Raw genomic sequence first — 19768 nt, forward strand, 5'->3', positions numbered from 1 at the left:
GGTTGATGGCACGGAATAGGGGCAGTTTTCCAGCCCGGTCCATTCAAAAGAAAAACGGGACCCAGAAGGCCCCGTCTCATGATCCCAAAGCTTGCGCCGGGACTTATTCTTCAGCTTCTTCCTTGCCGACGACTTCAACTTCGTCCGCTGCAACTTCGCCCTCTTCACCGTCTTCATCGTCGCTGGACGACAGGCCGGTCGGTGCGGAAATATTAGCGATCACGAAGTCACGATCGATGGTCGGCTTGGTGCCGCTGGGCAGATCCACCGACGAGATAGTCACAACGTCGTTGATGTTCAGCCCGGTCAGATCAACGGTGATCTTTTCAGGGATTTCTCCGGCGGTGCACATCAGTTCGACCTCAGGACGGACAACAGTCAGAACGCCGCCCTTCTTGATGCCGGGCGCTGCTTCTTCGTTGACAAACTCAACGGGGATGAACAGCGCGATCTTGGTGGTCCGACGCAGGCGCATCAGGTCCAGATGGGTCGGCAGGTCTTTGACGACGTCACGCTGAACGTCGCGGCAAATGACGCGGACGTCTTCGTGGCCATCAACCTTCAGGTTCCACAGAGTCGACTTGAACCGGCCCGCTTTCAGACGCTTGAACAGCTCGTTGAACGGAATCTGGATCGGCAGCGGCTCTTTGTCACCACCAAATACAATGCCCGGAACCATGCCATCGCGACGTGCTTGACGAGCGGCGCCCTTGCCTGTCCCCGTCCGTTCCAGAGCTACGAGATCAGGAATCTCACCAGCCATGATATATTCTCCAATGTTAGGGCAGGCATCCTCCAAGGCTGTATGCCCGCGTGAAGCCGCGTCCTTAGCTTGATTCAATGGAATTGGAAAGGGCTTTTTGCGGCGACAGGCTTTTTGCGAGGCTCTGCCTCGCGCTCCGGGATATTTGGGGCCAGATGAAGCAGGGGATCCGTACTTCATCTGGCTGAAAATATCCCGGGGGAGTCACCCGCAGGGTGGCGGGGGCAGAGCCCCCGGGGCATAGGGCTTCAGTCCTGCCACCGTCCTCCGAAATCTTCGGGTACTAGCAGATTGTGGCGACCGAGGTCACTGACGTTTCGTTCTCCGCACAGGGCCATCGTGGTGTCCAATTCCTTGTGGATGACCTCTAGTGCTGTTGTCACGCCACTTTGCCCCATGGCGCCCAGCCCGTAGACAAACGCGCGGCCGATATAGGTTCCCTTTGCCCCCATCGCCAACGCTTTCAGGACATCTTGGCCCGAGCGAATACCGCTGTCCAAATGAACTTCGACATCATTGCCGACGGCTTCCATGATCTTAGGTAGTACGCGGATCGAACTGAGGGCTCCATCCAGTTGGCGGCCGCCATGATTGGAGACAACAATCGCGTCCGCACCTAGTTTGGCCGCCATTTTCGCGTCTTCTGCATCCAGAATTCCCTTGAGGATGACCTTGCCGCCCCACTGTTCCATAAGCTTCTCGACTTTTTTCCAATCAAGGCTTGGATCGAACTGCTCGGCCGTCCATGACCCAAGCGACGAGGCGTCAGACACGCCTTCTGCATGACCGACGATGTTTCCGAATTCGCGGCGCTTGGCGCGCAGCATCTCGATTCCCCATGCCCATTTCGTCATCAAGTTGGCGATGGTTTTCGCGGTAAGTTTCGGCGGGGCGGACAGACCGTTTTTCAAGTCTTTGTGCCTCTGGCCGAGGATCTGCAGGTCCAGCGTGATGACCAGAGCCGAGCAATTCGCGTCTTTCGCGCGCTGAATCAACCGTCCGACGTAGTCCTGATCCTTCATGGTGTATAGCTGGAACCAGAACGGTTTGCTTGTGTGCTCGGCCACATCCTCGATAGAATTTATGGACATGGTTGACAGTGTGAAAGGCACACCGAAATCCTCGGCGGCTTTGGCTGCTTTCATCTCACCGTCGGCGTGCTGCATACCTGTCAGGCCGACGGGTGCTAGCGCGACCGGCATTGCCACGTCCTGTCCGATCATTTGCGAGGCGGTCGACCGCCCGGCCATATCTACGGCAACTCTCTGACGGAGGCGAATATCCTCGAAATCCGAGCTGTTGTCGCGGAATGTCTGTTCTGTCCAGCTTCCGCTTTCGGCATAGTCGAAGAACATGCGCGGAACGCGTCTTTCGTAGATCCGTTTAAGGTCTTCTATGTTGGTGATGACTGGCATTGAGCTGTGGCCTTTGAAATTGGTTCTTTTTGTTTACCAATTTTTCCAAAGTGCCGCAACGTAAAGAATATGCGGTCCGTTGACGCGTCGCCAAAACGTAAAAAACCGCGGCTGATCCAGTTCGGCCGCGGTCATTTAATTGCTAAAACCGGAAATCGATCAGGCGGAATGTGCGCCCTCAGCCAACCCTGCCACGAAATCCAGAATCTCAGACAGAGGTTTTCCGCTGGCGATTTGGCTAACGATCGCAGAGCCGACAACGGCACCATCCGCAACCGAGGCTATGCCGCGTGACTTTTCAGGCGTGTTGATTCCGAAACCGACAATGACAGGCAAGTCGGTCGCTGCCTTGATCCGGGCAACCTCGGGGCCGACATTGGTCGCCTGTGCTTCGGCGGAACCAGTGATGCCGGTGATCGAGACGTAATACACAAAGCCCGACGTGTTTTGCAGAACACGGGGCAGTCGCTTGTCGTCGGTTGTCGGAGTGGCAAGGCGGATAAAATTCAGACCTGCCGCCTGCGCGGGCAAGCACAGTTCCTCGTCTTCTTCGGGGGGCAGGTCAACTACGATCAACCCGTCAATACCGGCGGCCTTGGCGTCGGCAAGAAACGTGTCGACCCCGCGGCTGTAGATTGGATTGTAATAGCCCATAAGGACAATCGGTGTTGTGTCGTCGGTTTCGCGGAACGCGGCTGCCAGATCCAGAGTCCGTTGCAGGGTCATGCCTCCGTCCAGCGCGCGCTGCCCGGCGGCCTGAATGGTGGGGCCGTCTGCCATGGGGTCAGTGAATGGTAAGCCAAGTTCAATCACATCGACACCAGCACTCGGTAGCCCTTTCACGATCTCAAGCGAGGTGTCGAAATCTGGGTCTCCGGCCATGATATAGGCGACAAAGGCTTTCTTGTTCTCAGCCTTCAGGGCGGCAAACTTGGCGTCGATACGGGTCATCAGCAGTCCTTGCAAACAGGTTTGAACCTGATGTGCAGAAACTTTGCCCGGAAATCAATCCCGACGGGTCAGTTTGAGTCAGAACCCGTGGTGATATCGAAGGAACAGAGAGTTTACGCCTGGATTGAAGCTGTTTGTGCTCGCGTTGGAAATATGCGTCAGCGCAAGTGAGATTTTGTTGCCACCGTCCAATGAGTAGCCAACTCCTAGCAGACTGCGGATCTGAAAATCTCCTCCCAGATCGTTGTCGCTGTTTGAGGCATTATAGTATCCGGGCATTACGCTAAGTTCCCCGAACCAACGGTCCGAGATTGAATAGACGCCGATCAGACCTACGCCCAGGTGAGTGTCGCCATCTGTGTCTACGGTCAGGGCAGCGCCCCAAGTGGCACCAAAGCGCGTTGCTTGGTGGAAGGCAGGGTGCTGATATTCCAGGGAAAATACGGCATTGTTGTTGGAGCTGTAGCCAGAGTAATCTGCGTACCCGGCACCGAATACAATTGACTGCGCATGAACTGAAGTTGTCGCAAGCAATAAGGCGGTAGTAGCAAAAAGGGATTTCATAGGGAATCTTCATCAATCTGTTCGCGATAGGGTCCAGAATGGTTACCTGTGGTAAACAAAATCAAGTAGCCCCTGAACAAAAGGTCTAACGGATCTGCGATGTTGCAATTCAGACTCGGATCATGTCGGGCCTTGGGTTGCGCATTCGAGCTTACCTGAATAGAAGACGCCGTCGTATCGCTTCAGGAGGCCGACATGGGCTTTAAAATGGGAATCGTGGGTCTGCCGAATGTCGGTAAGTCGACCTTGTTCAACGCGCTGACCAAGACGGCTGCTGCGCAGGCGGCGAATTTCCCGTTCTGTACCATCGAACCCAATGTGGGCGATGTGGCCGTTCCTGATGACCGGCTGGACAAACTGGCGGCTATTGCGTCCTCGAAGCAGATCATCCCGACGCGCATGACTTTCGTGGACATTGCCGGTCTGGTCAAAGGCGCCTCGAAGGGTGAAGGGCTGGGGAACCAGTTTCTGGCCAACATCCGCGAGACTGACGCAATCGCGCATGTGCTGCGCTGTTTCGAGGATGGCGACGTGACCCATGTGGACGGTCGTGTCGATCCTGTGGCCGATGCCGACACGATCGAGACCGAGCTTATGCTGGCCGATCTGGAAAGCATCGAAAAGCGCCGCGCCAATTTGGTGCGCAAGCTGAAGGGCAACGACAAAGAAGCCGCGCAGCAGGACCGTCTGCTGGCCGAGGCGCAAGAGATGCTGGAGAACGGCAAACCCGCGCGTCTGGTCGAGGTTTCGGACGAGGACGCCAAGGCGTGGAAGATGCTGCAACTGTTGACCACCAAGCCGGTGCTGTACGTTTGCAACGTGTCCGAGGAAGAAGCCGCCGAGGGCAATGAATATTCTGCCAAGGTTGCTGAAATGGCAGCGGCGCAGGGCAATTCTCACGTCATTATCAGTGCCAAGATCGAAGAAGAGATCAGCCTGCTTGAAGATGACGAAGCGCAGATGTTCCTTGAGGAAATGGGTCTGGAAGAACCCGGCCTCGACCGTTTGATCCGCGCCGGTTATGACCTGCTGCACCTGGAAACCTATTTCACCGTCGGCCCGAAAGAGGCCCGCGCCTGGACCATCCGCACCGGCACCGCCGCGCCGCAGGCCGCTGGTGTGATCCACGGTGATTTTGAAAAAGGCTTCATCCGCGCCGAGACCATCGCCTATGACGACTACATCGCCGCCAACGGCGAGCAGGGCGCGAAAGAGGCAGGCAAGATGCGGGCTGAGGGCAAGGGCTATATCGTCAAGGATGGCGATGTGATGCACTTTTTGTTCAATACGTAACGCAGTGCAATCACTTCGATAAATGTGCTATCTGAAACCGAGTTTTCCAAACTTGGTTGTATTCGGATGGATAACGAGAGAGTCGAAGCCAATAAAGCCGTTGTCCAAAGATACATAGACGACATACAGAACGGCCATTCGCTTGATGCCATTTCCGATGTTTTCGCCGAGGATTTCGTTGACCACACGGCGAGTGGTGGCGGAGCCTTTGTGGGTGGCATCGAGGGCTTGAAGCAAGGGTATGCAAGTTTCCTCAGGGCTTTTCCTGATTTGCATGCAACCGTCGAAGCGCTGATCGCTGAGGGCGACAAGGTTGTTGCCTACAAGACGCTGAGGGGAACACATTCCGACGAATGGTTGGGTGTTCCAGCGACCGGGCGCGAGGTCGAGTTCAAGATTATCAGCATCTATAAAATCAAGGACGAAAAACTTTCTGAATTCTGGGGGCTGCAGGACGAACGGTCACTTAGGCAGCAGTTGGCAGGCAATCTGAACAGTTAAATACAGGGCAGCCCTCGATCACAGACGTCAGCGTTTGAAGTTTAGTCTCCGCGTGTCCGTTGGCCTGTCAATTCAGTAGTCAGAAGTTGAAAGCTTGCACTTATTCCTGCAAATCGTTCTGTAATATCAGGCCGACCAGAGACCCGAGAAAACCCCGAATGATCGAAATCCGCGACCTCCAACTCCTTCTCGCCCTTGCGCGGCATCAGCACTTTGCAAAGGCAGCCGAGGAATGCGGGATTTCGCAGCCTGCGTTCTCGATGCGGATACGGAATCTGGAGGATCGGTTGGGGGTTTCGATCGTTCGCCGCGCCAACAGGTTTCAAGGTCTGACCGAAGAAGGTGAGATGATGGTCCGTCGGGCGCGGCGCATTCTGGACGATACCAAAGCTCTGGAACAGCAAGTTCTGGCCGCGCGCGGCGAGATCACAGGCACTTTGATTTTAGGCGTCATTCCTACGGCGATTGCCTTCACGGGTCGGCTGGTCAAACGCTTGCAACAGGCGCATCCGCGTATTGTCACCCGCATTGAAACCATGTCCGCAACAGCGATTCAACATCGGCTGGATGAGGGCAGTCTGGACGCGGGCATCACCTATGGCGACAGCATCGGAACCGATTTGCGGCAGGTCCAGCCTTTGTACGAGGAAACCTATGTTCTACTGGTGCCGTCCCATATGACCGAGGAAACCGGGTCAATTCCCTGGGCGCAGGTGGCTGAGTTTCCGATCAGTCTGCTAGAGCCGCAGATGCAGAACCGGCGCATTCTGGACCGCATTTTCGCCGAACAGGGTTTGCACCCGCATGTGGTGGCCGAAACCAGCGGTTTCACCGCCTCGATGGTCATGGCGCGCGAGGGTTTGGCAGCCACGGTCGTGCTGCGCGTACTGGTGCGGGCGCTGGGCGATCTGAAAGGGACCAAAGTATTGCCCTTGGTTGATCCCGTTGTCAGCAAACCGATCTGTCTGGCGACTCTGACCCGCGAGCCGGAATTACCGACGGTCGAGGCGCTGCGCGCGGTGGTGGCCTCATTGCGATGATAAGGTGTCGTTATCGTGCCATTGGATTATGCGATTTGACGATATGCTGATCTGATGAGACACGGGGCCTCAATCGGAGGGCATCATGGCACCATTAGACATCAAGCCATCAGGCGCACCCAAGGGCGTTTGGAAGTCAGGTAAAGGCAAAGGGCGGCACACGCCCAAAGGCCGTCAGTTCACGGATGAGGCGCAGGCTGAGATTCATCGCCTGTTGGGGGATCGCCCACGCCGTCGTGATCTGTTGATCGAATTCCTGCATTTGATTCAGGACGCGCACGGCCATATCAGCGCCGACCACATCGCTGCATTGGCGGTCGAAATGCGCATCGGTCAGGCCGAAATCTATGAAACCGCCACCTTCTACGCCCATTTCGATGTGGTGAAAGTAGATGAGGTGCCGCCGCCCGCACTGACGATCCGTGTCTGTGATTCCCTGTCTTGCGAAATGGCTGGTGCCCAGCAGTTGCAGAAGGCGCTTGAGGACGGTCTGGACCCTGCCGAGGTCCGCGTCGTCCGCGCGCCCTGCATGGGCCGTTGTGATACCGCTCCGGTTCTTGAGATTGGCCACAACCATATCGACCACGCGACCCCCGAAAAGGTGCAGGCGGCGATTGCTGCCGATGATACGCACGCCCATCTGCCCGACTACGAAGCATTCGCGGCTTATGAAGCCGATGGCGGTTACGCCAAGCTGAAAGAGCTGCGCGATCGTGACGATTGGGAACAGGTACAGGATGACATCCTGTCCTCGGGCCTGCGCGGTCTAGGTGGGGCTGGCTTCCCGTCGGGCAAGAAATGGGGCTTTGTTCGTATGAACAAAGGGCCGCGCTATCTGGCCGTGAACGGGGACGAGGGTGAACCGGGCACGTTCAAGGATCGGTACTATCTTGAGCGCACGCCGCATGTCTTCCTTGAGGGTATGCTGATCGCTGCTTGGGCAGTCGAGGCCGAGACCTGCTTTATCTACATGCGCGACGAATATCCGGCGGTGCTGGAGATTCTGCGCCGCGAGATCGCCGCGCTGGAAGCCGCCGGTATTGTCGCGCCCGGTTATATCGACCTTCGCCGGGGTGCTGGCGCGTATATCTGCGGTGAAGAATCCGCGATGATTGAATCGATCGAAGGTAAAAAGGGCCTGCCGCGTCATCGCCCTCCGTTCGTGGCGCAAGTTGGCGTGTTTAACCGCCCGACCTTGGTGCACAATGTCGAGACGCTGTATTGGGTTGCGAAAGTCTGCCGCGAGGGGCCGGAATGCCTCAACAGCACCGAAAAGAACGGCCGTAAGGGGCTGCGCAGCTATTCGGTCTCGGGTCGCGTGGCGCAGCCGGGCGTGTATCTGCTGCCCGCAGGATCGACCATTTTGGATGTGATTGAGGCCGCTGGCGGCATGGCCGAGGGTCAGACCTTTAAGGCGTACCAGCCGGGTGGTCCGTCCTCGGGTCTGCTGCCTGCGTCGATGGATGACATTCCGCTGGATTTTGACACGCTGCAACCGCATGGCACGTTCATTGGCTCTGCGGCGGTGGTGGTTCTGTCCGATCAGGACACCGCGCGCGATGCGGCGCTGAACATGCTGCGGTTCTTCGAGGATGAAAGCTGCGGCCAGTGTACGCCCTGCCGTGCCGGTTGCGAAAAGGCGGTCAAGTTGATGCAAGCCGACACATGGGACACCGATCTGCTGGAGGATCTGTGTCAGGTCATGGGCGATGCGTCGATCTGCGGTCTGGGGCAGGCGGCTCCGAACCCGATCCGCCTTGTCATCAAACATTTCGCTGACGAAATCTGAAGGGAGACAGAGCCATGCTTGACGCAAGCCCAAACAAGACCGTCACCTTCAACCTGAACGGCGAAGACGTCACCGTGCCCGAGGGCTGGACCATCTGGGAAGCCGCCAAGGGGCAGGGGTTCACAATTCCGCACCTGTGCCACAAACCGCAGCCGGGCTATCGTCCCGACGGGAACTGCCGCGCCTGTATGGTTGAGGTGGAAGGCGAGCGCACTCTGGTCGCCTCGTGCATCCGTCCCGCCGCAGACGGGATGGTGGTGAAAACCGACAGCGACCGAGCCGAGAAATCGCGCGCCATGGTCATGGAGCTGCTGGTGGCTGACCAACCCGAGGAAGCCCACGACACCTCCAGCCATTTCTGGGACATGGCCAAGCTGAACGATGTCTCGGACAGCCGTTTCCCGGCGAAAGAGGCCGAGAAAATCCCGCTGCTGGATGATAGCCACGTCGCGATGCGCGTCAATCTGGACGCCTGCATCAACTGCAACCTCTGCGTTCGTGCCTGCCGCGAAGTGCAGGTCAATGACGTGATCGGCATGGCCGGTCGTGGCCATACGGCCCAAGTGGTGTTTGACCAGAACGACCCGATGGGCGATTCGACCTGTGTGGCCTGTGGTGAGTGTGTTCAGGCGTGCCCGACCGGTGCGCTGATGCCTGCCACCGTGCTGGACGACCAGCAGAAGGGCGATAGCAAGGATTACGATTCTGAGACCGAAAGCGTCTGCCCGTTCTGTGGCGTGGGCTGTAAGGTCTCGCTGAAGGTCAAGGACGGTAAGGTCAAGTATGTCGAGGGTATCAACGGCCCAGCCAACGAAGGCCGCCTGTGCGTCAAAGGTCGGTTCGGGTTCGACTATATCCACCACCCGCACCGCCTGACCAAGCCGCTGATCCGGCGCGAGGATGCGCCCGCCAAGGGTCTGAATGTCGATCCGTCTGACCTGTCGACCCACTTCCGCGAGGCGACCTGGGACGAGGCGATGGATTTGGCCGCCGCCAAGCTGAAGGGCTTGCGCGATGAAGATCCACGCAGCGTTGCAGGCTTTGGTTCGGCCAAGTGCACCAACGAAGAAGCCTACCTGTTCCAAAAGTTCATCCGTCAGGGGTTCAAGCACAACAACGTCGATCACTGCACCCGTCTGTGCCACGCGTCGTCCGTTGCCGCTCTGATCGAGAACGTGGGTTCCGGCGCTGTGACCGCGACCTTCAACGAGATCGAAAACGCGGATGTGGCGATCATCATCGGGTCGAACCCGATCGAGAACCACCCGGTTGCCGCGACCTATTTCAAGCAGTTCGCCAAGCGTGGTGGCAAGTTGATCGTGATGGACCCGCGCGGCGTTGGGATGCGCAAGTTTTCGGATGAGATGCTGCAATTCCGTCCGGGTGCGGATGTCTCGATGCTGAACGCGATCATGAACGTGATCGTCGAGGAGGAGCTGTATGACAGCCAATACATCCACCGCTGGACCGAGAACTGGGAGGCCGAGAAAGAGCATCTGCGCCAGTTCACGCCCGAGGCGATGTCACCAATCTGCGGCATCGAACCGGATCAACTCCGCCGCGTTGCGCGGACCTTTGCGCAGGCCAAGGCCGGTCTGATATTCTGGGGGATGGGCGTCAGCCAGCACATCCACGGCACTGATAACTCGCGCTGCCTGATCAGCCTTGCTCTGATGACCGGCAACGTTGGAAAACCCGGCGCGGGTCTGCATCCGCTGCGCGGCCAGAACAACGTGCAGGGTGCGTCTGATGCGGGTCTGATCCCGATGTTCCTGCCGGACTACCAGACCGTGACCGACGATGGCATTCGCGCCAAGTTCAACGACGTCTGGAACTCGGACGACTTCTCGAACGAGAAAGGTTTGACGGTCACCGAGATCATTGATCAGGCTTACGCAGGCAACATCAAGGGCATGTATATCATGGGTGAAAACCCGGCCATGTCCGACCCGGATGTGAACCACGCGCGCGACGCGCTGGCCAAGCTGGACCTGATGATCGTGCAGGACATCTTCCTGACCGAGACGGCGAACTATGCTGACATCATCCTGCCTGCTTCGGCGTTGTATGAAAAGAACGGCACCGTGTCGAACACCAACCGTCAGGTGCAGCGTGTGCGTCCTGCCGTGACCCCTCCGGGTGAGGCGCGTGAGGATTGGAAGATTACGGTCGAACTGGCGCAGCGCATCGGGCTGAATTGGGATTACACAGATGTGTCGCAGGTCTTTGCCGAGATGAAACTGACGATGGAGTCGCTGGACAACATCACGTGGGAACGGCTCGAGACCGAGACGATCACCTACCCATCGCTCAGCGAAACAGACCCAGGGCAGCCTATCGTATTTGGCGATGGTTTCCCGCGTGCAGACGGTAGGGCCAAGTTCACTCCGGCCAGTGTCATTCCGCCGGACGAAGCCCCGGATGACGAATACCCGATGATCGCCACCACAGGCCGTCAGCTTGAACATTGGCACACCGGGTCGATGACCCGCCGGTCCAACGTGCTGGACGCGGTTGAGCCCGAGGCGAACTGCTCGATGAATCCCCGGACGCTGAAACTGATGGGGATCGAACCGGGCGAGACGATCCGCCTGACCACTCGTCGCGGGTCTATCGACATCATGGTTCGGGCAGACCGCGCGATTGCCGAAGATATGGTGTTCATCCCGTTCGCCTATGTCGAGGCGGCGGCGAACATCCTGACCAACTCGGCCATCGACCCTTATGGCAAAATCCCCGAGTTCAAGTTCTCGGCCATTCGCGTCGAAAAGATCGAAGACGCGATCGCGGCGGAGTAATCGGAAAAGGCGGTCACAGTGACCGCCTTTTTCTTTCCTTGACAGCGGGTTAGATGCGGCCAAACCTGTCACCGCTTTGGGTGATAGAGGTTCAAATGCCGCGCCGTTTTGTCGATTTGTCCGTTCCGCTGGAAACCGGGATCGTATCCGACCCGCCGATCATGCTGCCAGAGATCGAATACCTGACCCACGAACAGACCGCAGAACAGGTCATGTCTTTCTTTCCCGGCCTGCGTCAGGATGATCTGCCGGGGGGTGAAGGCTGGGCCATCGAGCGCCTTCAGATCGCGACCCATAACGGCACCCATCTGGATGCGCCGTATCATCACCACTCGACAATGAATAATGGCGAGCGCGCGATAACCATCGACGAGGTGCCACTGGAATGGTGCATGAATCCGGGTGTGAAGCTGGATTTCCGGCATTTCGATGACGGTTATGTTGCGACAGCCGCCGATGTCGAGGCAGAGCTGAAGCGCATAGGCCATGATCTGCAACCACTGGACATTGTGATCGTCAACACGTCAGCAGGAACGCACTATGGTCGGCCGGACTATCTGATGAAAGGCTGCGGTATGGGCCGTGAGGCAACGCTGTATCTGACGGAACGCGGTGTGCGCGTGACCGGCACTGACGCCTGGAGCTGGGACGCGCCCTTTGCCCTGACAGCGCAGGAATACGCCGAGACGCAGGATGCCTCGATCATTTGGGAGGGGCATCGCGCTTCGATGGAGATCGGCTATTGCCACATGGAAAAGCTGACCAATCTGGAAAACCTACCGCCGACGGGGTTTGAAATCTCGTGCTTTCCTTTCAAGATCAAGGGCGCGTCGGCAGGATTTGTTCGGGCCGTTGCGATCTTTGAGGAGGACCCAGATGACTGACCCCCTAAGCGGGCATGACGGCCCCTATGACGCGCCGGTTGAAATTCGGGGTTTCAGGGTGCTGCCGGAATGGATCGATTATAACGGCCACATGAATGTGGGTTACTACGGTGTGGCCTTTGATCTGGCACTGGAAAAACTGATGGTCGAGCATCTGGGCCTTGGCGAAGTGCAAGTGGCGGCTTTGGGGCAGGGACCATACGTCCTGCAATCTCATATGACTTTCCTACGCGAAGTGCAGGAAAACGAACCCTTCTTTTTTCGGATCCGCTTACTGGATGCGGACCACAAGCGGGGCCATTACTTTGCGCAGATGCTGTCAGAAAACGACGGCGAAGTTTGCGCCACCCAAGAGGCGTTGTTCATGAATGTCAGTCATCAGACCGGGCGATCGGTCGCCTACCCGGACTGGGCGGCAGAACGGCTTGCCAGAATGGTGCGGGATCACGCGGGGTTGGACGCAGCACCACAGGTCGGGCAAGCGATAGGGATACGGCGCGCTTAGTAGTCGCGTTCAAAAAACACCCCGACGCCTGTTTCTCCGCGCCCGTCTACCGTTCCGCGAACGGTGAAATTGTCGGTCACGTCGAGGTTCAGGTTCACCTCGGTATCGCCTTCGGTGTTTACGGTGAAATCGGTGTAGAGATTGTCACTCAGATAAGCCCCCGCACCCAATCGACCCGCGCCACCTTCGGTCGCGCCGATGTCGATTGTGTCAACTCCGGTTGAATCCCGTACACCCTTTGTTGCATCTCCGCCCGCGCCACTGAGCTGCGCCAAAGACGCGGCCATTTGTGCAATGACAAACGGCGACAATTCGGAAAAGCGGTTGCCGAACAAGAGCATAGCCAGCGCTTCTTCGGCCGGGCGTTCGGGGTCAGAAAAGACATCTACTTCTGGCGCATCCAGTGGACCGGCAATTTCGATGGTCGCCGTTCCGTCCGAGGTGCTGGCCGAGGATTCAAACTCGATATAAGGCGTCAGATCGCCTTGCAGGGTCACGATGCCTTTGGTCAGCGCCAGCCTGCGCCCGAGAATGTCAAAATGGCCCCGGATCAGTTCTATCTGCCCGGATGGAACGACCGAGGACGTGGTGCCGCCAATGAACAGCCGTCCGCCAAGCTCGGCGTTCACCCCTCGTCCGCGCACAAACACCGCCTTGGGCGCAATAAGCGAAATATCAAGCGCAATGCGGGAATCGTTCTGAGTTGTCTTTTCCTTGGCGACCAGTCCTGCATGTTCTCGGGTCACGAAGCTGGCCGTGCTTTCGTCTATGTGTTGGATGTCCGGGATCGGAGCCGCACCAACGGCCCCGGATGCTGCGGCTAGATTGATGTTTGTCTCGTCGAAGGTGATTTGTCCGGCGATCGAGCTGTTGCCAGCCAATGCGCCCGACATTGCGATTTGGCCATTGAGGGTGGTGTCGTACAATAGTTGGTCGGTCAACACGAGGCTGTTGAGCGTCGTTGTAATATTCGCGTTGAAAGGCGGGGTAAGGTCCACCGGTCCTGCAACCGTGAAATTGCCGCCAGCCCTTGGGCCGCCGCTCAGTGAAATCGTGGCGCGGCTTTGGGCCAACTCAACAGAGCCGCTTATTCCCGTAATCGTTTGCCCGGCACTGGGAATAGCTAGTGACGTGCCAGACGTGGTGATTGATCCACTGACGGCTTCAAGTGCCGGTTTTCCTTTCACGGCCAGATCAAATCGGGCCGTGCCTTCAATCTTGTTGGGCGAGATGAACAGATTGGCAATGCCGATGTTGACCCCACCCACGGCTTTCAGGTCGGCTTCGCCTGATGTCTCGTCAAACGTACCGGACACCTGACTGTTAATCTCTGCCGGACCTTCGGCGGTCGTGTCGATTGTCCAGACGCCGTTGTCGCGTTTCGCTGTGCCGGTGGCGGCGATCGTACCGGGGAAGTCTGGGGCGAACCGCTCAATCCGGTTGAGCTTGGCGTCAAAGTCCAGATCAGCCGTTCCGTCTGAATCCACAGACCCTTCCAGTGACGCGTAGGAACTGTCCGGTCCGCGCAGGTTTGCCGTCCCCTCCAGGCCGGACGTGGTGGGCGCAACATTCCCCTCCAGTGTCAGGGGGCCGGACAGAGTCTGTGTGATCCGCGCGACATCGTCCAGTTGAACGAAGTAGTCCAGCCCGCCCGCCTCTCGCGCGATCTTTCCAGACGCATTGGCAGAAATAGCCGGACCTTGCAGGCGGAAATTTCGGACCTCCAGACCCTGTTCCCCATTTTGGGCGTCCACGGTCAGTGTCGTGCGGCCTTTCACAAGCTTGTCGACAAAGTCCATGCCGACCTGAATGTCATCGGCGTCCAGATTACCCTGAATATCAAAGGCGCGGGACGCCAGGTCTCCGCTGCCTTGAAAATTGGCGGTCACGGAACCGGTTAGGTCTTGGCCAGCCAGCCCCGAGAATAGGGATAAGTCTGGCACATCAATGCGCGCCTCGCCTTCGCCGGATGGCTCTCCGGTCGGGTCGGTCACGGTGGCCTGTACCTGCGCGCTCAGGGCTTTGCCATTCACCGTCGCGTTGCGAATCTCGATCTGATTGGCCGAGCGTGCGCCGTCCCATTGAATCGTGGTTTGCCCTGCCAAAAGCGGATCGATGTCAGCTATGCCTGTCCGAAGGTTCCTGCCGACCACACTTGCGGTGCCGTCAAACTCCAGCGTTTGCACGGTGCCAGTGCCGTCAACCTCGGCCCGTACTGAGCCACCAAGATCGCGCTGCGCCAGACCCGAGAAAACAGACAAATCCGGCGCGTTGACTTGCGCTTGTCCGTCGATGGTCAGGTTCCCGTTTGGCGTCGTGACCACCCCGTTTGCCTGCGCCTGTGCCGCTGCGCTGTTCAGTTCAAAGGACCGGATCGTAATGCCGTCAGACCCGCGTTTGCCGTCCAGAGAGATCGTGGTTTCCCCGGTGATTACCGGATCAATATCGTCGCGCCCGGTGGCCAGATCGCTGCCGTCTACGAATAGCGTCCCGTCGAAACTGCCCTCTAGCGGCGATCCTTTCCCTTCGACCCGTGCTGACATCTGCCCTTTGAGGTCAAGATTGGCGATCTCCGAAAACCGTGCCAGATCGGTTGCCTCAAGCGTCGCTGTTCCATCCACGGTCAGTCCGCTTGTCAAACCGTCAATCAGCGCATCCAGCGCCAGCGCATAGTCAGAGCCGATCAGTTCAAACCCTGACAGGTTCAGGGACTGATCGCTGCCATAGTCGAATTGCCCGTCCAGCGTGACGCGCTGGCCGACAGCTGTGTTCAGGGCCGGGTCGGTCAAGTCGATACCAGTGACACTGGCCTGAACATCCCCGCTGACGGCCAGAGCCTCGCCTTGGCCCAGCACACCCTGCGCACTGATCCGTGCATTTTGCAGATTGGCCTGCGGCGACTTGAATGCATTTGCCGTCAGGCTCAGATCCCAGAGGTTTCCGTTCTCCTGATCATACAGTGCTGAAATCTGCGCCGCTTCAATGGATGTCTCACCGCCAGCGACCGGCAACACCACGGCTTCACCGTCGGGCGGGGTGATACGGCCCTGAAGGGCAGCCAATTGGAGCGAGCCGCCTTCGGCCAGTTGCAACTCACCCTTTAGGTTCAGCGCCTGTGTGGTCAGTTCAAGATCCGACACCTCAAGCGCGCCTTCGGGTTTGGTTTGTCCGTCCACGAACAAGCGCGTGTCTGTTCCAAAGAATGGGTCAATCTCGGGGGTCAGAAACGGCGTCAGGTCACCGCTCAGATCGGTCGTAAAGGCAATCCCTTGCTGCGCGCCATCATCGGTTGCGCGTAAGCGTACTTGGCCCGTCACGCGTTGTTGGCTATCACTGCTCAACCCGATATCGGCTGTGAAATCGGTAACCGGTCCCGATCCCTTGGCCGTCAGGCCAATCGGGGGGTTGTCCGGGATTTTCAAGGCGGTTGAAATCAGCCCGCCTGCGGCCTCCGTCACTTGCAGGTCCAGATTGATCTCGCTTGTGGCGTTTTCAAATCCTGCCGTCAGCTTGACCTCATCCCCTGCGCGGTCCAGCCGGGTTATGTCCAGCAAGGTGTCTAGCGTTCCGTCCGCCAGAGACAGGTTGCCATTGACCGAGAGGTCCGCAGCGACCCCGATCAGAGGTTCGCCCAGAGACAGCTCGTCAATCCTGATTTCTCCGATTTCAATCGCGACGGGCAGCTCCGGCAGTTGGAAGGGCTGCGTTTCGACCGAAGCTGCCGGTTCCTCTGTCGTCGTCGCACCGGGCGCGCGGGTGATGTCGATTTCCTGCGCCGTTAGTGAATTAACCGAAAACCGACCTCGGATCAGCGCCAGACGGTTCCAGTCAAGCTGCGCGTCCTTGATGGTCAGCCAGACGCCTTCGTTGTCCGCTATGGTAATTTCCTCGATCGTCGCGCGCGCGCTAAGTGCACCCTGAAGGCCGGTCACGGTCACATTCTGATTTTCGCCCGACAGGGTGTCCTGGAGGAAGTTCTCCAGCATGCTGCCGCCGCCATCTTCCTGCGCGCCCACGGGCGGCGCGGTCAGGATAAGCGTCGCCGTCAGAACAGGATATGAGTATCGCCGTATCAAAATGCCTGTCCGATCCCGATATAAAACTGCAGGCCATCCCCCGTATCGCCCTGTACAGGGACGGCGAGATCAAGGCGCAGCGGGCCAAATCCACCAAGGTCATACCTGACACCCAGCCCCGCACCGGAATGAGACGCCGCGGCGCTGGTGACGAAAGACGAGGAGTCCACGACACCATAGTCATAAAACCCTACCAGCGATATTGCTTCGGTCACCTTTCCGCGTATCTCGCCGGACAAACCAAGGAATGACTTGCCCCCGGCGACCTCATTGCCGACTGGGACGCCAAGGCTTTCATATGGTTGCCCGCGCACGGTACCTGCGCCGCCCGAGAAGAACAGAAAACTCGGAGTTACACCGTCCAGCGGAGGGCCGATAACCGATCCGATCTGGACCCGGCCTGCCAGAACGATGCGGCCTTCGGTGTTGAGGCTGGTATAGCTGCGTCCGTCAAAGAAAAACCGAATACCGGTTTCTGTTCCCGATAGCCCGACGAAGGGCATGACGTTGGAGTCCAAATAAAACCCGCGTGTGGCGCTGACCTTGCTGTCGCGCTGGTCCCACTCTGACCGTGCGGGGACGATGAAATACTGGAACTTGCGACCGTCTCCAAAGGCGTCATCGGCGTTGGACCACAAGAACCCGGCCGAGGCCTCGGCATAGAGGCGGTCAGAGAAGGTGCGACGCGCACCATAGGCCAGAGACGTGACCGTCACGTTGTAGTTTTCGGTGTTTCGACGCTCGATCAGAGCGCTCCAGAATGTGTTGTCGTCTGGACCCAGCCTGTCGGGTTGATCCAGACGAAGACCGATGCGCCCGTCCAAATCCTCGGCCCCGCCAATATTGCGCAGCGCGGCTTCAAAGCGCAGTCTTTCCGCACGTCGGAACACGTTGCGGTGCGTCCATGTCGCGGTCACGTCGATCCCATCGCGCGAGGCGACCTCGAACCCGAAAGTCAGGCGGCGTTTGGGCAGGTCTTCAAAATGGGCGTCAAAGTCCAGCGTTCCGTCCGGGTTTGGGGCTTCCCGTTCTTCGATGGAAACCACATTGAATGTGCCGGTCCTGCGCAAGCGGGTTCCGACCTTTTGAACCTGTTCGGGTGAGTAAACCTCGCCCGAGGGGAAGCCGGCAATTTTCTCGATGGATTCATGGCGCACGTCCGAGTCGCCCTTGATGAACATTTTACCGAAGGTCAGGAGCGGCCCCGGTGCCAGATCGACGCGCGCATCCAGCCTGGCCTGCGCGTGTCGCGCAATGACTTGCTGATCCTCAACCCCGGCCTTGGCGTGGCCCGCGTCGCGCCAACCCTGCACACCAGCAGACGCGGCGCGCTGGATGGCGCCGGTTGTTGCCAACTGACCCGTTGCAAAATCCTCGGGCAGCTCGGTTTCAGGGGCCAGCGGATCAACGACCGCCTCGCCAAACTTAAAGCTGGGGCCAGTGTTGACCGTAATGACCGCTCGATTGATCTGAGCCGGAACGCTGAGCGAGCTGATCTCGGCTGCTTCCTCACCGTCAAGTTTTATGCTGACGACCGGGCTGAAATACCCTTCGTCGTAAAGTATCTGAACAATCGTGCGGTAATCCGACAAGGCTGCCGACAGGATTTCCAGCGGAGTGTCCAGCCCCCGAGACTCTGCTGTTGCAACGGAAGACGTTTGTTCGATCCGTTCAACCAGCTCAGCAGGCGCGCCGGGTGCGGTCAAAGTTGTTTCAAGCGCGGCAAGAGAGGTTGGCAGCAAGGTGGCGAGCATACCAACAAGGCAATTCCTCACAACGGTGCGCCGCCCGGTTCCCTGCATCTGATGGCTCCAACTGCCTCAAGTCGAAATCAATGTCGCCGTCTTGTGCAAAGCGACGGCCCGTTAACTCTACGTTAGAGCATCAAAATTCGCGCAGGGAAGAAATTTATTTGGAAAAGCCGTAGAATTAGCGGTTTGTGTGTTCGACCAGTCCCGGCTTTAGGATTCCACGTTACGGAACCACCGGATGATAGCTTCGCGGTCCTCTGGCTCCATATACGTGACATTTGCAGGTGGCATGGCGTGGCTGACGCCCGATTGCAGGTAAATTTGCTTTGCGTTGCGGGCGATGTCACCTTCGGTTTCCAGCAAAACGCCTTTGGGTGCCCAAAGGATGCCTTCCCACACCGGTTCGCGGGCATGACACATCGAGCATCGACCCAAAACGATGTCATGAGCTTCTTCAAATCCGTCAGCAGCTGCGAACTTCTGCTCATACGATGTAAGAGGTTGTGCCTCGGCCTCTTCCAGCGGTTTGTACATCGGTGCGGTGGACAGCCACATAATCGCGATGAACAGCAAGGCAGTGACCAGCCAGGTCCACGTGGGATCACCAGCGCGGGCATGGCGCGTGTTGAAGTAGTGGCGGATCGTGACGCCCATCAGAAAGACCAGAGCAGCGATGATCCAATTGTATTCCGTCGCAAAGGCCAGCGGGTAGTGGTTCGACAGCATCAGGAACACGACCGGCAGCGTCAGATAGTTGTTGTGAGTCGAACGCAGCTTGGCGATTTTGCCGTATTTCGGGTCCGGAGTGCGACCGTTTTTCAGGTCGTCCACAACGATGCGCTGGTTCGGCATGATGATGAAGAACACGTTCGCGGTCATGATCGTCGCCGTGAATGCGCCCAGGTGCAGCATCATCGCCCGACCTGTGAAAATCTGGTTGTAGCCCCAGCCCATGGCCACCAGCAGAACGAAAAGCAGAACCATCAGCAGGGTTGGCCGTTCACCCAGCCCCGACTTGCAGAGAAAATCGTAGATCAGCCAGCCGACAGTCAGCGACGCGGCCGAGATCAAAATGCCCTGCCACAAGGCAAGATCAGCCTTTTCCGCGTCCACCAGATAAAGCTCTCCGCCGACCCAATAGACGATCATCAAAAGGGCCGCACCGCTGAGCCAGGTCGCGTAGCTTTCCCATTTGAACCAGGTCAGGTGATCGGGCATCCGCTCGGGCGCGACCAGATATTTCTGGATGTGGTAGAAGCCGCCGCCGTGGACCTGCCATTCCTCACCATCCGCCGGTCCGGGGATGTTGCGGTTCAGACCAAGGTCCAACGCAATGAAATAAAAGGATGATCCGATCCAGGCGATTGCGGTGATAACGTGCAGCCATCGCACGGCAAATGCCATCCAATCCCAGAACACGGCGAAGTCGTACATGAAA

At 58.1% G+C, this 19768-nt stretch carries 14 protein-coding genes; 7 read left to right on the top strand and 7 right to left on the bottom strand.

Annotation, left to right across the window (positions count from 1 at the left end; genetic code table 11):
• Window positions 1–103: 103 nt before the first annotated feature.
• From ACR0KS_RS05395 to ACR0KS_RS05410, 4 genes are all read right to left on the bottom strand, one after another.
• Complete coding sequence (locus tag ACR0KS_RS05395; protein WP_170414175.1) at window positions 104–763, bottom strand: 50S ribosomal protein L25/general stress protein Ctc; 660 nt, start codon at window positions 761–763, stop codon at window positions 104–106.
• A 248-nt stretch (window positions 764–1011) separates the two neighbouring features.
• Window positions 1012–2178: an alpha-hydroxy acid oxidase gene (locus ACR0KS_RS05400; RefSeq protein WP_170565741.1), complete on the bottom strand. Its 1167-nt coding sequence runs from the start codon at window positions 2176–2178 to the stop codon at window positions 1012–1014.
• Window positions 2179–2337: 159 nt separating this feature from the next.
• Window positions 2338–3129 carry a tryptophan synthase subunit alpha gene (gene trpA / locus ACR0KS_RS05405; RefSeq protein WP_170565738.1) on the bottom strand — a complete coding sequence of 264 codons (792 nt, stop codon included), beginning with the start codon at window positions 3127–3129 and terminating at the stop codon, window positions 2338–2340.
• 78 nt (window positions 3130–3207) lie between these two features.
• The gene (locus ACR0KS_RS05410) at window positions 3208–3693 is read right to left on the bottom strand and encodes an acyloxyacyl hydrolase (RefSeq protein ID WP_170565735.1); all 486 of its coding nucleotides are present in this window, start codon (window positions 3691–3693) and stop codon (window positions 3208–3210) included.
• Between the two features lie 195 nt (window positions 3694–3888).
• Between ACR0KS_RS05410 and ychF the strand changes: the two genes are divergently transcribed.
• From ychF to ACR0KS_RS05445, 7 genes are all read left to right on the top strand, one after another.
• Window positions 3889–4986: a redox-regulated ATPase YchF gene (ychF, locus tag ACR0KS_RS05415; protein ID WP_170565732.1), complete on the top strand. Its 1098-nt coding sequence runs from the start codon at window positions 3889–3891 to the stop codon at window positions 4984–4986.
• 66 nt (window positions 4987–5052) lie between these two features.
• Complete coding sequence (locus tag ACR0KS_RS05420) at window positions 5053–5487, top strand: ester cyclase (RefSeq protein ID WP_170484443.1); 435 nt, start codon at window positions 5053–5055, stop codon at window positions 5485–5487.
• 158 nt (window positions 5488–5645) lie between these two features.
• Window positions 5646–6527, top strand: a complete 882-nt coding sequence (locus ACR0KS_RS05425; RefSeq protein WP_480693143.1) for a LysR family transcriptional regulator — start codon at window positions 5646–5648, stop codon at window positions 6525–6527.
• Window positions 6528–6612: 85 nt separating this feature from the next.
• On the top strand, window positions 6613–8316 hold the full coding sequence (locus tag ACR0KS_RS05430) for an NAD(P)H-dependent oxidoreductase subunit E (protein ID WP_170565729.1): 1704 nt from the start codon (window positions 6613–6615) through the stop codon (window positions 8314–8316).
• Window positions 8317–8330: 14 nt separating this feature from the next.
• Entirely contained in the window at window positions 8331–11114 is a 2784-nt protein-coding gene (gene fdhF / locus ACR0KS_RS05435) for a formate dehydrogenase subunit alpha (protein ID WP_170565726.1), read from the top strand.
• Between the two features lie 95 nt (window positions 11115–11209).
• Window positions 11210–11998 (top strand): cyclase family protein, encoded by a 789-nt coding sequence (locus ACR0KS_RS05440; protein ID WP_170565723.1) that lies wholly within the window; start codon window positions 11210–11212, stop codon window positions 11996–11998.
• Window positions 11991–12503, top strand: coding sequence for a thioesterase family protein (locus ACR0KS_RS05445; protein ID WP_170565720.1), 513 nt, complete (start codon window positions 11991–11993; stop codon window positions 12501–12503). Before ACR0KS_RS05440 ends, ACR0KS_RS05445 begins: the two co-directional genes overlap by 8 nt.
• On the opposite strand, the gene ACR0KS_RS05450 is transcribed toward ACR0KS_RS05445, so the two are convergent.
• From ACR0KS_RS05450 to ACR0KS_RS05460, 3 genes are all read right to left on the bottom strand, one after another.
• Window positions 12500–16579, bottom strand: coding sequence for a translocation/assembly module TamB domain-containing protein (locus tag ACR0KS_RS05450; protein ID WP_480693144.1), 4080 nt, complete (start codon window positions 16577–16579; stop codon window positions 12500–12502). The two genes, ACR0KS_RS05445 and ACR0KS_RS05450, sit on opposite strands and share 4 nt — an antisense overlap.
• Window positions 16576–18381 (bottom strand): BamA/TamA family outer membrane protein, encoded by a 1806-nt coding sequence (locus ACR0KS_RS05455; RefSeq protein ID WP_170565717.1) that lies wholly within the window; start codon window positions 18379–18381, stop codon window positions 16576–16578. Before ACR0KS_RS05455 ends, ACR0KS_RS05450 begins: the two co-directional genes overlap by 4 nt.
• A 159-nt stretch (window positions 18382–18540) precedes the next feature.
• Window positions 18541–19764 carry a urate hydroxylase PuuD gene (locus tag ACR0KS_RS05460; RefSeq protein ID WP_170565714.1) on the bottom strand — a complete coding sequence of 408 codons (1224 nt, stop codon included), beginning with the start codon at window positions 19762–19764 and terminating at the stop codon, window positions 18541–18543.
• Window positions 19765–19768: the final 4 nt, after the last annotated feature.

Source organism: Ruegeria sp. BC7 (assembly GCF_056539165.1).